We start from the raw sequence: 18,387 nt of genomic DNA, 5'->3' as shown, positions 1-18,387 counted from the left end.
TTAACGGTATATATCAACTACTTTCGTAACCCATTCAGCTTTATCTGTGCAATGCCAAAGATAGAGTCAAGATCATAATTACCATGCTCTGTTAGCATGCCGGTTTTCATTCCCATAAGAATTTCGATTGCTTCTTTAACATGGCTAATTGCCCATATCTGGAAACTACCTTTTTCTACTGCCTCAACAATATCCTTACGTAACATCAAATTATGCGCGTTCGATGCTGGGATAATTACCCCTTGAGTTGGTTTGCGCCCTTTAATTGCACACACATCAAAGAAGCCTTCGATTTTCTCATTAACGCCTCCAATTGGCTGCGCATCACCAAACTGGTTCATTGAACCGGTAATCGCCACATCTTGACGAATCGGTTGTTGAGAAAACGCAGAAACAATGGCACACAATTCAGCCATTGAAGCACTATCGCCATCAACGCCACCGTACGACTGCTCAAACGTTAAATGCGTAGTTAATGGGATTTTAGATGTTCTACCAAACACTGATGATAAGTAAGCAGATAGGATCATCACCCCTTTTGAGTGAATACTTCCCCCTAATTCAACTTTACGTTCAATGTCGAAAACATCGCCTTCGCCAAATGCAGTGGTCGCCGTAATTCGATTAGGTGACCCAAACTGATAGTCTGACGTCGCTATAACGGCCAATGCATTAACTTGCCCAACAGACGCACCTTCAGTATCAAGCAACGTAGTACCCGTAACGAAACTGTGCATGACGTGATCTTTTAAACGACTCACGCGCTTTTCTTGATTCTGTAGTGCTTGTTCAACGTGATGCGTTCGGATCATCGTGGCATTCGACGATCGCGCACAATAATTGGTTTCACGGAGTAAGTTCGCAATATCGGCGGAATGCAGAGATAATTTATTCTGATCATCAGCCCGGCGAGAACTGTATTCAATCACACGTGCAATCGCTTTGCGGTCGCAATGCAACATATTGTTATCGTGAACAATGCTAGAAATAAAGCGCGCATAGTGCTCTTCCGATTCATCGGTACGCACCATCTCATCTTCAAAATCAGCCGTCACACGAAACAGTTCACTAAATTCTGGATCATAATGCTGTAGCAACTGATATGTCTGGTAATCACCAAACAAGATGATTTTTACGTCTAACGGTATCGGTTCGGGATCCAGAGAAATTGTGCCAGAAAGTGTTACTTCACGTTCTAGTGAACTTAAATTCAATTTACGAGAACGAAGTGCACGCTTCAAGCCATCCCATACATACGGACGCTCAAGCACTTTCACCGCATCCATCATTAACACGCCACCATTTGCACGATGCAAACTACCGGAGCGGATCAATGAGAAATCAGTAAACACGGTACCTTTAAAAGTCGCATTTTCAACATAACCAAAAATAGCGTGATAATTTGGATTTTCTTCAACCACGATCGGAAATTTATTGTCATCTTGACTGACGAGCACATTCACTTGATAGCGGCGTGGCATTTTCTTGTCTAATGCAGCGTAGGCTAATGCGACTTGCTCTTCGTTTTCCTCTAAAAAGATATCCAAATTCTCAAGAATATCTTTTTCCAATGCCACTAAATGGTGCTTAACCTCTGAGTGACGTTGGTACTTGTCTTTTAATTCTTTGATCGAATGCACGATAACTTCAGAAGCTATTTCTTCGTTCAGCTTCTGCTGCTTATCGGTATAGTTTTCTTCCCACTCTGTTAGCTGACGAACAATGCCACGCAATTTCGCTTCAAACTGATTGATATTCTCGTCAAACTGGTTTCTTTCTTCTTCAGTTAATTGATCAAACGTTTCTTCGGTGTGTAACTCTTCACCATTCATAGCAACTAATTGATAATCACCCTGCGTGGTTAGCGATAGGCTGATACTCTTTTCTTTAGCCTGCTTCGTTAAATTAGCGAGAGCACCCTCTTGCTTTTCAGCCAGCTGATTTTTAAGCGTTTCAGCTCGGGAATAATACATTTCATTATCAAAAGCGAGTGGCATGCCTTTGACTAAACGTTGCATGAGTTTTTCAATGTCTTTTTTAAATTGAGTTCCAGTACCTGCAGGTAACCTCAGAACCTTCGGGCTACGGGTTTCCTCAAAGTTAACCACATAACACCAATCATATAGGCTACTTTCTTTATCATTCGGCTCATGACGATTTAGATAACGCATCACCATCGTACGTTTACCTAGGCCATTTCGACCTATCGCATAGATGTTATAGCCTTTCTCTTTAATCGACATAGCAAACTCAACCGCCTGCTGCGCCCTTTCTTGGCCCACAATTTCATCTAATGGTGTTAAATGCTTCGTCGATTTGCAATCCGCATCCAACCCATTTAATTCAGATACTCGATACAGCTTGTCACTGCTTAGGGGTTTAATTGGCATATGCGTCCCTCTTATATGACAGTTATCACTCTAGTGTAGTCAGGAAATTATTATATTTTAGTGACTTAACTAACGTTTAATTACTTGAATATATGTGATTTCATGCTTATCGCTTACTTAATAAACAATACACTTAGCAATAAAAGTCATATCCATTAAACAGAATGGAGGAAAAGCAGAAATCAAAGAGGGGAGCTTTATACTAAAACGGATCAGAAAACCGAGTAAATCAACGATAGTTCACATGTGATTGCATATGTAATTTTGCAACAAAATATAACAGCTAAAATTTCTCCAATAATTTCATGATGTGAATTAAATATGGAAAGCGATCTGCATCACTAAACACATCTACTATTTAAAAGGAAAATAACACAAGTGTGATCGGTATCACTAAGAGTTAGAAATGAAAATACTTGCAAATGAGACCTAAAGCCTAAGTATTTAATTGACATTTTAAAAACAAAAGCAATGTAACTCACTTACAAAGGGTGGTTGTGATAGCTATCACACTATAAATTGGTAGACCACAATATTAATTAGACCCAAGTCACAAAAAACCCGTTATCAGTTCTAATTTCAATATCTATGGTAAATTAATTGGGTACTAAGCAATCGACGGTTTTGGCGAACCGTTACTTACAACAGAATATAAAAATAGAACATCAAACGGGGAATCCTAATGATATCACCAGATGCAAAGATCAAGGTACAAAATTTTGGTCGCTTCTTATCGAATATGGTAATGCCTAATATCGGTGCGTTCATCGCATGGGGCTTTATCACTGCTTTATTCATTCCAACAGGCTGGTTTCCAAACGAAGAATTAGCGAAACTTGTTGGCCCTATGATTACGTATTTGTTACCGCTTCTAATCGGTTATACCGGTGGTAAATTAGTGGGCGGTGACCGTGGTGCGGTTGTCGGTGCCATTACTACAATTGGTGTTATCGTCGGTACTGATATCCCAATGTTTATGGGTGCTATGATGGTCGGCCCTATGGGCGGCTGGGCAATCAAGAAGTTCGATAACTGGGTCGACGGTAAAGTAAAAAGCGGTTTCGAGATGTTAGTAAACAACTTCTCTGCCGGTATTGTGGGCATGATCTGCGCAATTATCGCGTTCTACATGATTGGTCCATTTGTAAAGGTACTATCAGGTGGCTTGGCTGGCGGTGTTAACTTCCTTGTAGAAGCAGGTTTATTACCTTTAACGTCAATCTTTGTTGAACCAGCAAAAATCCTATTCCTAAACAACGCGATTAACCACGGTATCTTCTCGCCGTTAGGTATTCAACAAGCTAGTGAAACTGGCCAATCAATCTTCTTCTTGATTGAAGCGAACCCGGGGCCAGGTCTTGGTGTTCTGCTTGCTTACACAGTTTTCGGTCGCGGTACGGCGAAACAAACTGCTGGTGGCGCATCTATCATCCACTTCTTCGGTGGTATTCACGAGATTTACTTCCCGTACATCCTGATGAATCCACGTTTGATTCTAGCGGTAATTGCTGGCGGTATGACGGGTGTATTCACACTTACATTATTCAACGCGGGCATTGTTTCACCAGCCTCTCCTGGTTCAATATTTGCCATCTTATTGATGACACCTAAAGCATCATTTGTGGGTGTGATTCTTTCAGTAATCGCTTCAACAGCGGTTTCATTCTCTGTTGCTGCACTGCTAATGAAAACTCAAAACACAACAGATGAAGACGACGATACAACTCTTGCTTCTGCAACTTCGAAAATGAAGGGTATGAAAGCAGGCTCTAAAGGCAATTCGGCAGAAGTAACAGCTGAAGATAAAAGCAATATTAATATGGCTAACGTACGCAACATCATTGTTGCTTGCGATGCCGGCATGGGATCGAGTGCAATGGGTGCAAGCCTGCTGCGTAAGAAGGTTCAAGATGCTGGACTCAACATTAGCGTAACGAACAGTGCCATTAATAGCTTGCCGCAAGAGGTAGATATCGTGATTACTCATAAAGATTTAACAGACCGTGCTCGTAAACATGCAGCGAATGCAAAACACATTTCGCTAACAAACTTCCTAGACAGCCAAATCTACAACGATTTAGTAACGAGCATTGTGGCAGCAAACAGCCCTGACGCAGCAAACGACTCAGCAATAGTAAAAGTATCACCTGTTGCGGCAAACGAAGATAGTTTTGAGCCACAAGAGAAGCAAGTATTCCAAATTCAAGCTGAGAATATTCACCTTGGATGTACTGCAACCACAAAAGAACAAGCGATAAAATATGCTGGCGAGCAACTGGTTAAAATGGGTTATGCAGAACCAGACTACGTAGACGCAATGTTCGACCGTGAAAAACTCGTATCAACATACCTAGGTGAATCTATCGCGGTTCCACACGGTACTGTTGAAGCAAAAGACCGTGTAATCAAAACCGGTATCGTAATTTGTCAGTACCCTGCAGGTGTTCTATTCAGCGATGATGAAGACGACCTAGCAAAGCTGGTAATTGGTATTGCAGCGAAGAACGATGAACACATTCAAGTCATAACTACCATCACCAATGCACTCGACGATCCAGATGCTATCGAGCGTCTAACTAGCACTACAGATGTCAACGAAGTGCTAAGTATTCTTGCTGGCCAAAAAGCCGCTTAATACGCTGAGTGAACCCGAGGTTAGATGCCCAGTCTAGCCTCACCCCATTCTTAAATTACTTTTTAAAATTAGTTATTGGTAGGTATAGATTATGAAAGCAGTTCATTTTGGCGCAGGTAATATCGGTCGTGGTTTTATTGGTAAATTACTTTCAGATGCAAATGTAGCAGTTACATTTGCAGACGTTGATAAACCACTTGTTGATCAATTAAGTCATGATCAATCTTATAAAGTAAAAGTAGTTGGCAGCCAATGCCAAGTCGACACAGTCACCCACGTAACAGCTGTTAACTCAGCAAGCCAAGACGTTATCGACCGTATTGTGTACACAGATTTAGTGACTACGGCTGTTGGACCTAACGTACTTGATATCATTGCGAAAACAATCGCAACAGGTCTTACACAGCGCTTTGAGGCAAACAATGAGAAATCATTAAACATCATTGCTTGTGAGAACATGGTACGTGGTACAACACACCTAAAAAATGAAGTATATACACACCTTGATGAGCAATATCACGCTCGTGCAGACGCGTTAGTTGGCTTCGTTGATTCTGCAGTAGACCGTATCGTTCCACCTTCAGAAGCAGCGAATGACCCACTAGAGGTTACCGTTGAAAGCTTCAGCGAGTGGATCGTTGATAAGCAGCAATTCAAAGGTGATATCCCTGTAATTGAAGGGATGGAAATGACTGACAATTTGATGGCATTCGTTGAGCGTAAATTATTTACTCTTAACACTGGCCATATTATGACAGCTTACCTAGGCGCACTAAAAGGTCATGAAACCGTACGTGATGCCATTGAAGATAATGAGATTCGCGAGCAAGTTAAAGCCGCGATGCAAGAAAGTGGTGAAGTATTAATTAAACGTTATGGTTTTGACCGTGAAGTGCACAATGCCTACATTGAAAAAATTCTAGGTCGCTTCGCAAATCCTTATTTACGAGACGAAATTGACCGTGTTGGTCGTCAGCCAATTCGTAAACTAGGAAAAAATGATAGATTAATCAAACCATTACTAGGTACAATTGAATACGGAACAGAAAACAAAACCTTACTTAAAGGTATTGCTGCTGCATTTATGTACACCAATGAATCAGATCCACAGGCCGTCGAGCTACAAACTTCGTTAAAAGAGAAAGGCCTTCGCCCAACATTGGCGCATTACACAGGTATCGACGCTGACAGCAAGGAAGCGAAGACTATTGAAACTATTTTTCTACAATTGAGCTGATTACTCATCGTGATTAAGTGAATAAATTCACTCAAAATCCAAATGTGGAAAGACTTGGAAGGGCAATAACTGCCCTTCCCTGTTACGAAAGAGAATACACAGGTTATGGCACAAAGTGACCAAGAGTCAGACATCCTTGAACGATTAAGTGATACATCTAATGTGCGCGGTTTCATTATCACTTCTGTCGAAGTATTTGAAGAAGCTGTCGATAGCTTAATCCAGCGTATATTTCGTAAAGACGATTTCGCAGTTAAGTCTGTGGTCGGTCCTTTACTGGATAACTCTGGCCCCTTAGGTGAAATAACGGTTCGCCTTAAGCTATTGCTGGGTTTAGGTGTTGTTTCACACAACATTTACCAAGATATCGATGCTTTTCTTAAACTGCGTGATTTTCTTAACAGCGATGGTAGCGATTACTGTTTTACTGACCCCAAAATATTACAACCCATCAAAAAAATGCATGCGGTACAAAATATGGGAGTGGTACAACTTGAAATCGCCTCGCCAGGTGACGATGTCGACCTTATTTTTTATCAAATGCAGTTAGCTCGTCAAGAGCAGATCATCAAGTCGGCGCTTGCTCTTGCAATTGCTGGCATCTGTAATGAACTTGGTCGTGATAGTCCATTTTGATTCTGAACTCCATGGATGGTTTTTCCGAATAGCACCCTCTTTCATACCCTTGCCCCCTACCGCTAAAGCCTTAAGCGCATATAATTAAGCGTAAACCGTTACCGTTTGTGAGTCTAAAATGTGAAAACCTCACAATAAGATCGCTTTTTTGTTTTAAATCATTGGCACTGATTCGAAACTTATTTTACAATGCAAATAATGATTTGAAATTTAATAATTCTGTTTATAGAGGTATCAAAGTGAGATTAATTCCATTAAGCAATGCTGCTCAAGTTGGCGCATGGGCTGCTCGTCATATCGTTAAGCGTATCAATGATTTTAATCCAACAGCAGATCGCCCTTTTGTGCTGGGTTTACCTACAGGCAGCACACCTCTATCGACTTATAAAGCATTAATCGAACTGCACAAAGCAGGCGAAGTCAGCTTTGAAAATGTTGTAACATTCAACATGGACGAATACGTAGGCATTGACCCAAACCACCCAGAATCGTACCGCACATTCATGCACACTAATTTCTTCAATCACGTTGATATTAAAGAAGAAAACATCAACCTATTAGATGGCCAAACTGATGACATCGATGGTCACTGTAAAGAATACGAAGATAAGATTAAGTCTTACGGTAAAATCAACTTATTCATGGGTGGCGTAGGCAACGATGGTCACATCGCATTTAATGAACCTGCATCATCTCTATCTTCTCGTACACGTATTAAAACACTGACTGAAGATACTCGTATTGCAAACTCTCGCTTCTTCGGTGGCGACATGACACAAGTGCCTAAGTACGCGCTGACTATTGGTGTTGCAACACTATTAGATGCTGAAGAAGTGATGATTCTAATTCAGGGTCATAATAAATCACTTGCTCTTCAAGCAGCAATTGAAGGTAGCGTAAACCACATGTGGACGGTATCTGCGCTTCAACTTCACACTAAAGCGGTTATGGTGGCAGACGAAGCAGCACAACAAGAGCTTAAAGTGAAAACAGTGAAGTACTTTAAAGAGCTAGAAGCTGAGAATATCAAAGGCTTATAAGCTTTATTTTCTACAATAAAAAAGCCGCATGATGCGGCTTTTTTTATACCGTTACAACCTCAAGTCCCCGCTCAGAAAGATCTTGAGTACTACTGATAGGAAAACGTCTATCGGTAATCACTTTCTCGAAACTGTCGATATAAACCAAACACACTCAACTCCATACCAAAACTGCGGAGTAAAACGCGTCAACTTGATGTTTTTATAGTAGTTGTGTTTAGTACGGTAGTTTATCCGGTTCGATGCCAATAAAATCAGGTTGGATATACTCGGAAAACCGAACAGCTTTGATTGTAGATGCACCAGTGAGCAAGGCTTTACAGACTCTGTGCATTCCGTCCATTATTCTACCTTCTCTGCACATGATGATTGGATAGCTTAAGTCTGCCTTATTAATTAAGTCAGCATGTTCTAACACATTTCGGCATATCGGCCTCGCTCCACCCAAGTCATACCAAAATTCTTCATCAAGCTCTTGAATATCAGTTAGCGGAACATTTATTACTTGCAGCCCTTTCGATAACTCAATAAGACGGAAGACATCCCATGACATCAAACCTTCTGATGGGTTTCTAAAATGGTATTGCTGTCTCATGTATTCTCCCTGCTACATAACATGAATTAGACGCGCAGTAGAAGCAACACCTAGTACATTGCCTTTTTCAGTGGCCATTTCAAAAAGTGTTTTGTTCACTACGGATTCCCTATCGTTGTAATACGTCAAAGCCAAATTTTCAGCTATTGAAAACAATAGAAAATACTATACTGCGGTTCATACTTTTAACTGTGCGTACCTGAAGCTGCACGCGATCTTACTTTGATTGACTCTAATCTAATAAATCAGCGCACTTCATTATTTAACATGAGGGTATGATTATGGTGGGATTCTAACCGTTACCAACATTCGATAACGGTTAGTTTTATCAGCCTAATAGCCATTTTCTTTTTACAGCAAACCTTCTACACGTGCCTGTTGCAAAACAATTGGGTCAACCGCTGCATATGCTGCATCCCATAGTAAACCGATATACATTCTCTCCTTCCCTGTTGCTTGGCGTTCTAACCGATCAAGCTTACGCAACCCATCCAAGCTTAACGGTTGGGTAAATAACGCTTTAGCTTTTTCAAGTATTTCCATGTGCCTATCTCCAGCAATACATAATTGAGAAGCGATCTGATTTTACTCAGCCAGCTGATCAATTAAGTATCATGGAAGCACTAACGTGAAACATAACATGTACCTATACATCAAACTGTAGCACATGATTTATACTGATTTTTCATGTGGTTACAATCTACACAACCATTATAGGATCAAGTCAATCTTTCTGCTTAAATCATTGCGTGATTCAAACCGCAACTACTGAATGATTATGCATACTTCACCCAGCCGTCGTCCAAGGCTGTATATCGTTAAAAAGCAGACTTAGTTTACTTTTGTTTCAGTAAATTAGGTGGTAAGTTTGTTTTTATCGTCATGGTAATAAACGTGTTATGACGGCGTTATATTGAAAAAATTAGTAAGAGGATTTCATGGAAGAACAGTCTCAAATCTACCTAGACACATACCTTAGCTCTCTAAGTGAATCTGAGCGTAAAAAGTATCAATCATTCAGTTCGGATTATTTCTGTGCTGATGAGCATAATGCCAATTTATGCGCTGAATTAATTCGAATCGGTCAAAAGACAGCAACTTGCAGCCTTAATTCTTGGTATGAATCAGATCAAGAACCAATGCCAACTGTTGGTCATTTACTGGTTGTCGTTGATTGGAATGGAAAGCCAATTTGTATTGTCGAAATCGACTCAGTTGAAAAGTGTAAATACAGTGAAGTAACGGCAGAATTTGCTTATGCAGAAGGTGACCGTTCACTTGAATGGTGGCGCAAAGCCCATTGGGATTTCTTCGCTAAAGAGTGCATTGAGTTAGATATTGAGCCAAATGAAAATATGGTACTTGTTTTAGAACAATTCCATGTGGTTCATCAATAAGTAAAAATGAGTCAGCCTTAATTGGCTGACTTATAATCACTTTGTTAATGCACATCCCTACGGGCGAACATCGAACTGAATATCAGTAAGATATTGATCAACTACATATGACCATAAGTGCCCATACTTGTAGAACACATCATGTCCTGATACGTTCTTACCTAGTTGATAGAATTTAAAGTCTACGTTACCTCCTGACTTTTCATACGATCTAGCGAACGACTCAATTGTTGTGTCAGAATAATAAGAGTCACTGCGGCCATAAATAAACAAGGCTGGTGCTTTAAACGTACTTCCTGCATTTTCAAATATCGGAATATTCATGGAGGTATTGTTGTTATTACAGCTATCGTCGACCCATCCCCCCGAAAAATTTATAACACCTGAAAAGGCGTCGGGATGTTCTGAGGCATAAGCTAAAGAAAGAATACCTCCTCTAGAGTTTCCCGTTAACAATACCTTTTCTTTATCTACCCACGGCTGATTCAATAGATAATCATATGATGCATCTAACGATTGCATTGCATAGTCTAAGCCTTCTTCAATCCCTTTAGGATCACAGGTGTAACGTTCTTTGTAACTTCCTTCTGATTGGCCTCTACCTCTTCGCATTGGAATTAACAGAGCAATATTCTTGTTGACTAGGTATTCTCCAAACCCCCAAGGATTAATTGTATGATCCTCTGGGATAACATTAGGGCCAGTTGACCCGTGATTAAAAATGACTGTTGGAAAAGGGCCTTCCCCCTCAGGCTTATACAAGGTAGCTTCCAAGTTAATGTTGCTATTCCATAATAAACCTTCATCTTTCATTGGTATCTGGACGCTCTGTCCAACGTTATTTGCTAATGCGCTATTAGCAATAGTTAAGCAAACTGCTCCTACAATAAAGACATTTTTAATAGCCGCCATTTTAGCTTCCACACAGGTAAAGTATTGCTTTTAAAATACTAACTATCTATGTTTACGCAGTTTGTGACCAACAATCATGTTTGAATTATTTTTTGAGTCTATTTAAGTTACCTTTTTATTTGAAATTCCGTTTGTACGAATCTTATTTACATTTAAATTCATTAAGTGGCGGAGTACACATCGAAATATCACTTTTTTTATACCCGACAAATTACTACCATGTACTGAATAGAAGTCTTCTGGCTGAGTGAATACGCCAAAGTCATCAGCAATCCCTTCACTCTGTATATAGGTATCTTTCCCTTTCCAATCAACCTCAGGATTAGACAAGCATTTGGTTGCAATTGCGTAGCCTGAAAACGAATCACTTTGTTCGGCAAATTGCTTTTGAACTTGCTTTAAGTAATCTTTATCTAAGATATACCCTTCCAAGTTAATCCAACGCCCATCGTGATAAACTTCCACCCAGCTATGAATGATGCGAGCTGGAGCGACCTTAAAAAGGTAGTTCGGGATTGCCCCTCGCTGTAACTCATTATAAATAGTAAAACCGTGAAAACGAGTAGCAATACCTACAGCACGGAGCAGCGCCATTAATAACGTTCCTTTAGTATTACATTGCCCGTAACCATCTTTTAATACTTGGCTAGCTGCCAAACGGTCATCTTTGTTATAACCGAAACGAACCTCATCTCTTACATAGTTATAAATTGCACCAATAGCAGCGAATTCCGACAGTTTTTTCCACTCTCTTCTCTCAACCAAGTTTTGAATATACGGGTGCATGAAATCCAGCATTGACGTTTCTTGTCGACAATCTTTTGATAATTCACTCATGGGTAACTCCTTTCATCGAATATGTGAAAAGAGTAACCAATGAGCCGAGCTAAAAATTGAATAAACTGGCTAACTTTTTTTAAAAATAGCGTTTGCTTGCCGAATGGTCATTCCAAATGTTTTTCGAAAAGTACGGCTTAAATGCGCACTATCAGAAAAGCCTGCCAGGTGAGCAGCATCTGTCGCAGACTCTCCGTTTAATATTGCTCTTACAGCACACATCATTCGGCACCATAGCAAATATGGTCGCCAAGGAATGCCCAGCTCTTGGCTAAATAAGTGAAGAAAGCGGCTCTCCGATAGAGCAAGTTTTTGAGCAACATCAGACGCCCGCCAATTGCTAGGTTTAAGGCATTTCCCATCTAAGCATTGGTTGAGTTCATGTAATAACTTTTTAATGCGATGATCTGCAATCTGACTTTCATTTATGAGAGGAAATTGATTTGAAAGCGCTAAACTGTCAAATAAAGGGGAAAGTAGTACAGTTAAATCATCAATGTATTCTGTATGTTTAATAGTGGGTAAAGGTACTTTAAATACTTTTGAAGGTTGCCCTGCCAATTTCTTAGATAGCTCCCCCCCTAATTCGCTAGTGGGCTCGACCAACAAGATCCAACCCTCATCAATTTGTAGCTGGTGCTCGACGTTAGAATCGATAATTACTGGTGTCGATATTTCATTATTATCTAGTTTGCAGCCATAGCCATTTCTAGGCCACGCCAGTTGAATCGTATGGTGACGATGAGGGGAAGCATCTATAGATGAACCATATATGACAACTATACCTGCTTTGAACCAAACATTAGACTTCATCACTTCTCGTTTCTCTAAAAACTTTATGTTATTCAAATATTCGACTGTAGTTATCTAGTTTGATTGTACTATTATCTTATTCCTTTCAGAGCCATAATTCGGTTAAACCATCATTAGATTAAGCTATTTTTCAAACGGAAATATGGTGCAAACACACATATAGCCTGCACCATAAGCTGACATGAATTTTACGGCTTTATCATTTCAGTATCATCAATTGCAGCTTTCAATAAATAGCTTAGCTAGCGTCATCAAGCACTTGCTGAATCGACTGAATGAATGTTTCAGGATCTTGCGCCCCAGAAATTAGATATTTCTGATCCAATACAATCGAAGGGACAGACTGAATACCACTATTTGTCCAAGTTTGTTGATTCATTTTCACATCATCAGTAAAACGTTCATCGGTTAATACCGCGCGTGCTTCTTCGCCATCAAGTCCTACTTGCATTGCAGTCGTCACCAGTAATTCAATATCACTCGGATCTTTCTGCTCAGTAAAATAGGCATTAAACAAAGCTAACTTTAATGCATGCTGCCTACCCTGCTTTGCAGCCCAATGTAATAACTGATGCGCTTTAAATGTGTTATAGATTTTAAATTCTGGGGTGAAGTTGAACGTAAAGCCTAAAGACTCCCCGATCTGAATCAGGTTTTCACGGTTAGCTTGGCTTTGCTCTGAAGTTAACCCGTATTTCTTGGCTAGGTGTTCGCCTAAATTCTCCCCATCACTTTGCATGTCAGGGTTAATTTGGAAAGGTTGCCAATACAGCTCTACATTTATCTTTCCTTCAAATGCACCAAGTGCTTCTTCAAGGCGTCTATAGCCAATAATACACCATGGACATACAACATCAGAGACGATATCGATACGAATATTACGGAGCTTTGACATGAAAACCTCTTTTACATTCTTATTTTATCAAATAGATCGGCACTCTCTGTGAGTGCTCAATAACATCCTAACATTAATCGTTGTGATCATATGCTGTTTATAACGCGAGTAACCGCAGCGTTAGTCACGTTTAATGCGCCGATTTGTGGCTATTTCTTACATTCATTATCTGCAAAAAAAGAGTAGCAATGGCTGATAAAGCAATACCAAATAGAATGACTGTTGAAATAGATTCGCCGTATATCAGAAATGTTAGAAGGGCGACACAAGCAGGGCTCATATAGATATACGCAGTAACACTGCTTGGGTTTAATGCTATAGATGCTTTTTGATATAAATAGGAGGTGAGTAATGTAGCGCCAATTGCCAAATAAATAATACTTAACAAACCGTTACCTTGTAGCAAATCCCACTGTAATGGAATGCCCAACGCCACTGTGGCTATCGTCATCCACAGCGTACCGCCTAAAAGCGTACAAAATGTAAGAACAATGACGTTATCTTTTCGATAAAGCAGTTTCATTACAATGGTATAACCACACATTGAGCAGACACCCAGCATGAATATCAAATCACCTTGGTTTAAAGATAACGATAACAACGAATTAAGGCTGCCATTAAATACCACCCATAGCGTACCAATTGCCCCTAAAATATAAGCAAAAAACTGTACCAAGCCGACTTTCATCTTGAACAAGAAAATACACAGCACGGCGGTTATAAAAGGCGTTAATGTATAAAGCGTGCCTGTATTTAATACCGTGGTCGTTTTTAATGCCTCGAACAAACAAATGAAGTAACCAGAATAAAAGAAACTGATCACCATGCAACGTGGCAATACACGCATTATTTGCTTACGAAATCTTGGTGTAAATAATACAACAGGCGCTAAACACAAGGTCGCAATGACGAATCGGAGTAACGTCAACGATATCGGATTAACCGTTCCGGTTAGATTACTCGAGGCAAGAAAAGAGCCCGCAATCAAGATAGTCGCAAGTATTACCATACAGTGAGCTTTAATCGTTTTCATTCTTCTACCCAGTGCTGTGAAGTAACAATAATAGCAAAAAAAATTGTGATGAATTTGTGAGAATTTCGCGAGATGCTTGTCAGATTTATCCGTCATGCTTTAAACATCACCAATAACATGATGGACACGATGATGAAAACAACAATGCACTTACCCTCTGTAATAAAAGCCTCTTTGATCAGTACCTCTATTTTATGTTCTGCGGGCTTACAGGCGGCAGAGCTTGATATTTCAGTAACCAACGCAACAAAAGGGATTTACTTTACGCCACTGCTTATTGCTGCACACAGTGCTGATGTCCATTTATTTGAATCAGGCACTAACGCATCGGCAGAACTGAAAGCAATGGCGGAAGGCGGTGATATTTCAGGTTTATCCTCTTTAGCCAGTAATGCAGGAGCTGTCGTTATAGAGAACCCCGCAAGTGGCATACTTAATCCCGGTGTTGCGGCGACAACATCCATAAGTACTGGCAACCTAGATCGGCTCTCGGTCACTGCCATGTTATTGCCCACTAATGATGGTTTTGTCGGGCTTGATAGCTGGGTTATTCCATCGACACCAGGCACCTACAAGATTTACTTAAATAGCTACGATGCAGGAACAGAAGCGAACGACGAATTAGCAGCAAGCATGCCTAATCCCCCATTTATCACGTTTGGTACAGGCGGTACTGGTGTCGAAACCACAGTCACCAATGACAAAGTACATATTCACCCCGGCAACCTTGGTGATACCAATCCAACAGGGGGGGTAAGCGACATTAATAGCAGCGCATACCGTTGGTTAAATCCAGTCGCGATAATGACTGTAACAGTTAAATAAGGAGGCTGATATGAAATTCCGTCTGATAGCAATTGCAGCCAGTGTAAGCCTGCTAGTAGGTTGTCCCGACAACGACAATAATGGAGACACTACGCAAACAACCCGTAGCTATACAGTTACCGTTAAAAACCTTACACCCAATCAACCGCTTTCTCCGCTGGCAGTATTAGCGCATAACGACCAATATCGTCTATTTTCAGTGGGTGAGGCAGCAAGTGATGGCCTAGAAATATTAGCTGAAAGTGGTGACAACTCATCGGTACTTGCTGAAAAAGAAACAAACACCAATGTCGGTTATAGCTTCTCTGGTACAGGGGTTGTATTACCAGGTAACAGCGACACCATTACTTTTACAATTGATCCAACCCAAGCTAGCTTAATCTCTGTCGCCAGCATGCTGGTAAACACCAATGATGGTTTTGTGGGAGAAACCCAATTAGATCTTACATCGCTAGCTGTTGGGGCAAGTTTGAATATGAACATGGCGGTTTGGGATTCAGGCACAGAAAACAATGATGAATCTGCGGCAAGCATACCGGGGCCAGCTGCCGGTGGTGAAGGTTTCAACAGTGCACGTGACGACAATAACCGCGTTTCATTCCATGCTGGTGTTATTAGCCTTGATGATGGGCTAGCAACCTCTGTATTAAACGCAACCCATCGATTCTTAAACCCAGGCGCACGATTAAGTATTACTCGGACAGAATAGTTGTGACATAAAGCACTTGTTGAATAAAGCACTTTTGAATCGAATAATTTTTGCTATTCAATGAAAGAATTCTTTCCCTATCCGGTCAGTTACACCAGAAGATAAAAACGGTGTAACTGCCATTCTAAAACACGACGAGAACATCATGTCGTGCGAATAGTCGGGGAAAGATCATGTTAAATACAACAGCAGCAAAGATAACTACAACAACCCAAATAATTGCACCATCTAATATCTTAATTGTTGAAGATGATAACGATCTTGCCGAGCTGATAGGCATGCACTTAACACTGCAAAATCATCAGGTTGTTCGTGCAACCACCATATCTAAAGCCGATAAATTAATTAAAGATAACCACTTTTCATTAGTGATTCTAGATAGAGGGCTCGACGATGGTGACGGTTTAACACTTTGCCACGCACTGCGCCAGCATGAAAATTGGACACCAGTACTGATGCTAACAGCTAGAGATAGTGAAAAAGACAAAGTCGAAGGCTTAGAATCTGGGGCAGATGACTATTTAACGAAACCTTTTAGCGTTCTTGAGTTTCAAGCAAGAGTAAGAGCTATTTTACGTAGAGAGAGCCACAACGAATCATCAAGTTCAAGCCAACGAATACAACAGACTGAATCAGAGAATACGCTAGATAACCAAGAGCCTGTTTTACATTTTGATGGGTTAGCCATTAAGCCACAGTCTCACCAAGTTGAAGTGAACCAGCAGCCGATTAATCTAACAGCAACGGAATTCACCTTGCTGTGCTTTTTAGCAAAAAGACCAGGCCGGGTTTATAGCAAAGATGAACTGCTTGCACAGGTTTGGCATACCGACTTTTCTGGCTATCACCATACAGTTTGTAGCACAGTAAACCGGCTAAGAACGAAGCTAGAAACCAGCCACGCTGGGCATAAGTATATTCATACTATTTGGGGGGTTGGCTATAAGTTTCAGGCGGTTTAATTGTGCTATCTAACAATTGCACTATCGGCATAACAAAGGAAGGATCACCATGAATTTCAAACTACGTTTATTGCTGCTAACGTGTGTGTGGTTTTCTCTTTCTGCCTTACTGATTGGCTCATTGTTTTATCAACAACAAGCAACAACAGAGCAGCGAACCCTGCAACGTTTACATCATGAATTAGCCGCTCATATGCGAGATGATAATCCGTTAATGGAAGGCACAAACTACAATCCAGAAGCACTCAAATCCATTTTTCATACCTTGATGTTACTAGGTCCTGATTTTGAAATTTACTTTCTTGATCAACAAGGTAATATCCGCAGCCATGCCGCCCCTGAAGGTAAAGTACAGATGGGGAAAGTTAGCCTTCTTCCTATCAAGCAATTTTTGGCTGAAACGCCATTTCCCATTCTAGGCGACGATCCTCGCTTACCCGAACAACAGAAAGTCTTTTCAGTCGCACCTATTAGCCAATTTGGTTCAATAATTGGTTATTTATATGTAGTCATTGGTAGTGAGAAACACAGCTTGCTAACAGCACAAGAAAGTTACGGCCCAATGGTAATGGTGCTTATAGCCTCGCTGGTTTTACTCGTAGGGTTTAGCGTGGTCACTTACTTCATGGTCAAACGTACACTGCTAACCCCAATGGAAACAGTTACCCGTCGTTTACGTTTACAAGCCAAAGATAACTTCCGTTTACAGCCTGATTTTTTACAGCAAGTACCTGAATTACAGCCTATTACGATACAGTTTTATCAAATGGCACAATATATTCAGCAGCAATTTCTTCAATTACAGCAACAAGAAACATTCCGCCATGAAATGCTAATGCAACTTAGCCATGATTTAAAAACCCCGTTATCAAGCGTATTAGGTTATTTAGAAACATGGCAACTACAGGCTGAAAAGCCAAACCCTTTGATTGATACAGCCCACCGTAATGCTCAAAAACTGGCAGAACAATTGCACCACCAATTACAACTTGCAAGAGATAAAAAGCCTGAGCCCGCCCCGCATTTTGAATCGGTCAAACTGGCAGATATTATCTACGAAACAGCAGAAAGCGTTGCTATCGATGCACAAAAGAAGCATCTATCACTTAATTTAAATATTGCTAACATTGCACCAATAACCGGTGATAAGCAGCTACTGTCACGACTCTTTTCTAATTTATTAGAAAATGCGATTCGCCATGCCCCCAGTCACTCCGCCATCGAATTAACTGTTTTCCAACCCAGCAAAAACGATCGGTATAATCAGATTGAGGTCAATATCAGTAATCGTATTGATCACAATGCCCCTTCGGGATCATTAGGCTTAGGCACAAGAATCATTCAATCGATTCTAATGCTACACAATAGCCAATTACTCACGCAGAAAAAACACGATGTATTCCAGCAATCCTTCATTTTCCGAATTTGCCACTGACTTTCGTTTTATACCATTCTAGATAAGTAAATGGTC

At 40.5% G+C, this 18,387-nt stretch carries 17 protein-coding genes; 9 read left to right on the top strand and 8 right to left on the bottom strand.

Annotation, left to right across the window (positions count from 1 at the left end; genetic code table 11):
• Positions 1-17: 17 nt before the first annotated feature.
• Entirely contained in the window at positions 18-2,390 is a 2,373-nt protein-coding gene (locus C9J47_RS02895) for a Lon protease family protein (protein ID WP_107252163.1), read from the bottom strand.
• A gap of 682 nt (positions 2,391-3,072) precedes the next feature.
• Here C9J47_RS02895 and C9J47_RS02890 point away from each other — a divergent pair.
• From C9J47_RS02890 to nagB, 4 genes are all read left to right on the top strand, one after another.
• Positions 3,073-5,025 carry a PTS mannitol transporter subunit IICBA gene (locus tag C9J47_RS02890; protein WP_107252162.1) on the top strand — a complete coding sequence of 651 codons (1,953 nt, stop codon included), beginning with the start codon at positions 3,073-3,075 and terminating at the stop codon, positions 5,023-5,025.
• 91 nt (positions 5,026-5,116) lie between these two features.
• Positions 5,117-6,262, top strand: coding sequence for a mannitol-1-phosphate 5-dehydrogenase (locus tag C9J47_RS02885; protein WP_170107418.1), 1,146 nt, complete (start codon positions 5,117-5,119; stop codon positions 6,260-6,262).
• 105 nt (positions 6,263-6,367) lie between these two features.
• Complete coding sequence (locus C9J47_RS02880) at positions 6,368-6,898, top strand: MltR family transcriptional regulator (RefSeq protein ID WP_107252160.1); 531 nt, start codon at positions 6,368-6,370, stop codon at positions 6,896-6,898.
• 239 nt (positions 6,899-7,137) lie between these two features.
• Positions 7,138-7,938 carry a glucosamine-6-phosphate deaminase gene (gene nagB, locus C9J47_RS02875; RefSeq protein WP_107252159.1) on the top strand — a complete coding sequence of 267 codons (801 nt, stop codon included), beginning with the start codon at positions 7,138-7,140 and terminating at the stop codon, positions 7,936-7,938.
• Between the two features lie 217 nt (positions 7,939-8,155).
• On the opposite strand, the gene C9J47_RS02865 is transcribed toward nagB, so the two are convergent.
• Together C9J47_RS02865 and C9J47_RS02860 are read right to left on the bottom strand one after the other, a co-directional pair.
• On the bottom strand, positions 8,156-8,533 hold the full coding sequence (locus C9J47_RS02865; RefSeq protein WP_107252158.1) for a hypothetical protein: 378 nt from the start codon (positions 8,531-8,533) through the stop codon (positions 8,156-8,158).
• Positions 8,534-8,884: 351 nt separating this feature from the next.
• Complete coding sequence (locus tag C9J47_RS02860) at positions 8,885-9,076, bottom strand: hypothetical protein (protein ID WP_006230488.1); 192 nt, start codon at positions 9,074-9,076, stop codon at positions 8,885-8,887.
• Between the two features lie 395 nt (positions 9,077-9,471).
• Between C9J47_RS02860 and C9J47_RS02855 the strand changes: the two genes are divergently transcribed.
• A complete protein-coding gene (locus C9J47_RS02855) occupies positions 9,472-9,930 on the top strand; it encodes an ASCH domain-containing protein (protein WP_107252157.1) in 459 nt (152 codons plus the stop codon).
• A 57-nt stretch (positions 9,931-9,987) separates the two neighbouring features.
• Here the strand turns inward: C9J47_RS02855 and C9J47_RS02850 are convergent, their stop codons facing one another.
• The 5 genes from C9J47_RS02850 to C9J47_RS02830 form a co-directional block, all read right to left on the bottom strand.
• Entirely contained in the window at positions 9,988-10,842 is an 855-nt protein-coding gene (locus C9J47_RS02850) for a dienelactone hydrolase family protein (protein ID WP_107252156.1), read from the bottom strand.
• Positions 10,843-10,944: 102 nt separating this feature from the next.
• On the bottom strand, positions 10,945-11,679 hold the full coding sequence (locus C9J47_RS02845; protein WP_107252155.1) for a transglutaminase-like domain-containing protein: 735 nt from the start codon (positions 11,677-11,679) through the stop codon (positions 10,945-10,947).
• Positions 11,680-11,748: 69 nt separating this feature from the next.
• The gene (locus C9J47_RS02840; protein WP_107252154.1) at positions 11,749-12,492 is read right to left on the bottom strand and encodes a helix-turn-helix transcriptional regulator; all 744 of its coding nucleotides are present in this window, start codon (positions 12,490-12,492) and stop codon (positions 11,749-11,751) included.
• A gap of 238 nt (positions 12,493-12,730) precedes the next feature.
• Complete coding sequence (locus C9J47_RS02835; RefSeq protein ID WP_107252153.1) at positions 12,731-13,387, bottom strand: DsbA family oxidoreductase; 657 nt, start codon at positions 13,385-13,387, stop codon at positions 12,731-12,733.
• Between the two features lie 130 nt (positions 13,388-13,517).
• Positions 13,518-14,420: a DMT family transporter gene (locus C9J47_RS02830; RefSeq protein WP_107252152.1), complete on the bottom strand. Its 903-nt coding sequence runs from the start codon at positions 14,418-14,420 to the stop codon at positions 13,518-13,520.
• Between the two features lie 144 nt (positions 14,421-14,564).
• On the opposite strand from C9J47_RS02830, the gene C9J47_RS02825 reads away from it, so the two are divergent.
• The 4 genes from C9J47_RS02825 to C9J47_RS02810 all read left to right on the top strand — a co-directional run bounded on the left by C9J47_RS02825 (position 14,565) and on the right by C9J47_RS02810 (position 18,351).
• On the top strand, positions 14,565-15,245 hold the full coding sequence (locus C9J47_RS02825) for a spondin domain-containing protein (RefSeq protein WP_170107450.1): 681 nt from the start codon (positions 14,565-14,567) through the stop codon (positions 15,243-15,245).
• A gap of 10 nt (positions 15,246-15,255) precedes the next feature.
• Positions 15,256-15,954 (top strand): spondin domain-containing protein, encoded by a 699-nt coding sequence (locus C9J47_RS02820; protein ID WP_107252150.1) that lies wholly within the window; start codon positions 15,256-15,258, stop codon positions 15,952-15,954.
• A 173-nt stretch (positions 15,955-16,127) separates the two neighbouring features.
• The gene (locus tag C9J47_RS02815; RefSeq protein WP_107252149.1) at positions 16,128-16,916 is read left to right on the top strand and encodes a response regulator transcription factor; all 789 of its coding nucleotides are present in this window, start codon (positions 16,128-16,130) and stop codon (positions 16,914-16,916) included.
• A gap of 49 nt (positions 16,917-16,965) precedes the next feature.
• Positions 16,966-18,351, top strand: a complete 1,386-nt coding sequence (locus C9J47_RS02810) for a sensor histidine kinase (RefSeq protein WP_107252148.1) — start codon at positions 16,966-16,968, stop codon at positions 18,349-18,351.
• Positions 18,352-18,387 lie beyond the last annotated feature (36 nt).

Source organism: Photobacterium indicum (genome assembly GCF_003026215.1).
Lineage (GTDB): Bacteria > Pseudomonadota > Gammaproteobacteria > Enterobacterales > Vibrionaceae > Photobacterium > Photobacterium indicum.
The sequence above is the reverse complement of the archived record's forward strand: the minus strand, read 5'-3'. Positions and strand labels throughout refer to the sequence as shown.

Coding starts and splice junctions, on each gene's coding strand:
- C9J47_RS02895 (WP_107252163.1), bottom strand. CDS start 2,390: ATGCCAATTAAACCCCTAAGCAGTGACAAGCTGTATCGAGTATCTGAA.
- C9J47_RS02890 (WP_107252162.1), top strand. CDS start 3,073: ATGATATCACCAGATGCAAAGATCAAGGTACAAAATTTTGGTCGCTTC.
- C9J47_RS02885 (WP_170107418.1), top strand. CDS start 5,117: ATGAAAGCAGTTCATTTTGGCGCAGGTAATATCGGTCGTGGTTTTATT.
- C9J47_RS02880 (WP_107252160.1), top strand. CDS start 6,368: ATGGCACAAAGTGACCAAGAGTCAGACATCCTTGAACGATTAAGTGAT.
- C9J47_RS02865 (WP_107252158.1), bottom strand. CDS start 8,533: ATGAGACAGCAATACCATTTTAGAAACCCATCAGAAGGTTTGATGTCA.
- C9J47_RS02860 (WP_006230488.1), bottom strand. CDS start 9,076: ATGGAAATACTTGAAAAAGCTAAAGCGTTATTTACCCAACCGTTAAGC.
- C9J47_RS02855 (WP_107252157.1), top strand. CDS start 9,472: ATGGAAGAACAGTCTCAAATCTACCTAGACACATACCTTAGCTCTCTA.
- C9J47_RS02850 (WP_107252156.1), bottom strand. CDS start 10,842: ATGGCGGCTATTAAAAATGTCTTTATTGTAGGAGCAGTTTGCTTAACT.
- C9J47_RS02845 (WP_107252155.1), bottom strand. CDS start 11,679: ATGAGTGAATTATCAAAAGATTGTCGACAAGAAACGTCAATGCTGGAT.
- C9J47_RS02840 (WP_107252154.1), bottom strand. CDS start 12,492: ATGAAGTCTAATGTTTGGTTCAAAGCAGGTATAGTTGTCATATATGGT.
- C9J47_RS02835 (WP_107252153.1), bottom strand. CDS start 13,387: ATGTCAAAGCTCCGTAATATTCGTATCGATATCGTCTCTGATGTTGTA.
- C9J47_RS02830 (WP_107252152.1), bottom strand. CDS start 14,420: ATGAAAACGATTAAAGCTCACTGTATGGTAATACTTGCGACTATCTTG.
- C9J47_RS02825 (WP_170107450.1), top strand. CDS start 14,565: ATGCACTTACCCTCTGTAATAAAAGCCTCTTTGATCAGTACCTCTATT.
- C9J47_RS02820 (WP_107252150.1), top strand. CDS start 15,256: ATGAAATTCCGTCTGATAGCAATTGCAGCCAGTGTAAGCCTGCTAGTA.
- C9J47_RS02815 (WP_107252149.1), top strand. CDS start 16,128: ATGTTAAATACAACAGCAGCAAAGATAACTACAACAACCCAAATAATT.
- C9J47_RS02810 (WP_107252148.1), top strand. CDS start 16,966: ATGAATTTCAAACTACGTTTATTGCTGCTAACGTGTGTGTGGTTTTCT.